The sequence below is a fragment of the Actinosynnema sp. NPDC023658 genome (genome assembly GCF_040639995.1).
Taxonomy (GTDB): Bacteria; Actinomycetota; Actinomycetes; order Mycobacteriales; family Pseudonocardiaceae; genus Actinosynnema.
This window is the reverse complement of sequence record NZ_JBFAAX010000989.1, coordinates 1-1,986: the sequence shown is the minus strand read 5'-3', so window position 1 is coordinate 1,986 and position 1,986 is coordinate 1. Positions and strand designations below refer to the sequence as shown.

The 1,986-nt window shown below is 74.7% G+C and carries 2 protein-coding genes; one reads left to right on the top strand and one right to left on the bottom strand.

Annotation, left to right across the window (positions count from 1 at the left end):
- A partial coding sequence (locus tag AB0G02_RS37255) for a hypothetical protein (RefSeq protein WP_360804330.1) occupies positions 1 to 388 on the top strand: 388 nt, incomplete at its 5' end.
- Here AB0G02_RS37255 and AB0G02_RS37250 read toward each other — a convergent pair.
- Positions 385 to 1,986, bottom strand: a 1,602-nt coding sequence (locus AB0G02_RS37250; RefSeq protein ID WP_360804328.1) for a serine/threonine-protein kinase, incomplete at its 5' end; no start/stop codon positions are given. The genes AB0G02_RS37255 and AB0G02_RS37250 overlap by 4 nt on opposite strands.

Sequence of the window (1,986 nt, the reverse complement as noted above, 5' to 3'; positions counted from 1 at the left end):
GGCCCGGTTGGCGCGGCGGAGACGCCTGCGTGCGGCGGGTGCGGCCGGCGCGTGGGCGTACGTGCTGGACGGACTGCTGCTGGCCGGCCGGACCCCGCGCCCCGACCGGACCGCGCCGGACATCGCGGCGGACCTGGGGTCGCAAGCGGCGGTGGAGCTGGCACAGCGGGCGGACCACGCAGCCTTCGCCCCGAGCACATCGAGCACATCGAACACGCAGAGCGCCGCAAGGATGCGCGGAACGGCGAAGAGCGAACCCGGGACCGACGAACGGGGAACGGCGGCCTGGCGGTTGGCACGGCAGGTGCGGAGTGGGTTGCGGCAGGCGGTTCCCTGGTACCGCAGGCTGTTTTCGGCGGTCGACCCGCGGCCCCTGTGGCGGCGTTAGCCGTTGCGCACGGCGCACGTGCGGGCCGATGCGCCCCGCTGCGTCGTCGGGTCCTCCAGACCGATCGCGAGCACCTGGAAGCAGTACTGCGGCGCCTTCGGCTCCAAGCCCTCCAGCACGTGTGACGTCGCGCCCGCCGCCACCGTCACCAACGGCTTGGCCGACGGACCCGTCACGTCCACGAGCACGAACTGGGCGTTGCCGTCGCTCGGATCCGACCAGAACAGCTCGATCCGGTCACCCCCGTCCTCCAACCGCTTGAGCACCGGGCGGAAGCTCGGGTCACCGCCCTCCGGCAGGCTCGCCGACGCCGTCACCGTCGCGGCCACAGAAGTAGAAATAGAAGTGGTGACGGGCACCGCGGACGACGGACCCGCGGCCTCGTCCGACCGCCCCGGCAGGCTCAACGCCACCCCGACCACCACGCCCACGACCACCGCGCCCACCGCCGCCAACGTCCACGACCTGCGCGGCCGGCGCGGCGGCGGCTCGGGCAGCTCCACCAACGGCGGCGCGGGCGGCGGCACGACCGGTCGGGGCGCGGTGTGGTGGCGCACCGTCAGGTCGGCCAGGTCCTCGGTCCACGTCCTCACCGGCTCGGGCTCGACGACGACCGGTTCCGGCGCGGCCTCCACCACCGGCACCGGCCCGAAGTCGGGCAGCTCCGTCGGACCGTCCGGGTAGCGCTCGGGCACCTCCCGCCGCACGGCCGCCGTGCGATCCGGGTCCACTGTGGACTGCGGGGTCCAGGTGGGCACCGCCGCCAGCGCCGCCCGCACCGACGCCGCGTCCGGGAACCGCTCCTCCCGCGACTTGCGCAGGCACCGCAGGATGATCGCCACCAGCTCGGCGGGCACGTCCCGGCGCAGCAGCGACCGGGGCGGCGCCTCCCGCACCCGACCGAGGTAGGCCAGCACGGTGTCCTCGCCGGGGTTGTCCGACGCGAACGGCGGCTGCCCGTCGAGCAGCGTGAACAGCGTCGACCCCAGCGACCACACGTCGTCGGCCGCGGCGGGCGGTCGGCCGTCCACCATCTGCGGAGCCGCGTGCCGGTAGCTCACCATCTGCAACGACGCCGTGTGCGCCGCGTCCGCGCCCCGCGCGATGCCGAAGTCGGCCAGCACGTACGACGTGGGCAGCACCAGGATGTTCTGCGGCTTCACGTCCCGGTGCAGGATGCCCTGCCCGTGCGCGAACGACAGCGCGTCCGCCACCGCGACCCCCGCCGCCACCACCTCGTGCACCGGCAGCGGCCCGCGCTGCTGCAACCGGTCGTGCAGCGAGCCCAGGTCGTAGTACTCCATCACGATGCACGGCCGACCGGCGATCACCCCGGTGTCCAGCACGGTGACGATGTGCGGGTGCTGGCGGCCGAGCCGGACGGTGATCTCCAGCTCGCGCTGGAACCGGCTGATCGTGCCCTGGTCGGTCACGTCCAGCACCTTCACCGCGACGTCGCGCCCCAGCCCGTCCTGGGTGGCCCGGTAGACGGTGCCCTCGCCGCCGTGCGCGACGAGCCGGAAGTCGCTGTACCCGGGCAGCGCCACGGCCTGCGCCGCACCGCCCTCGCGGGGCGGGGGCGCCCAGGCCAGCAGGTC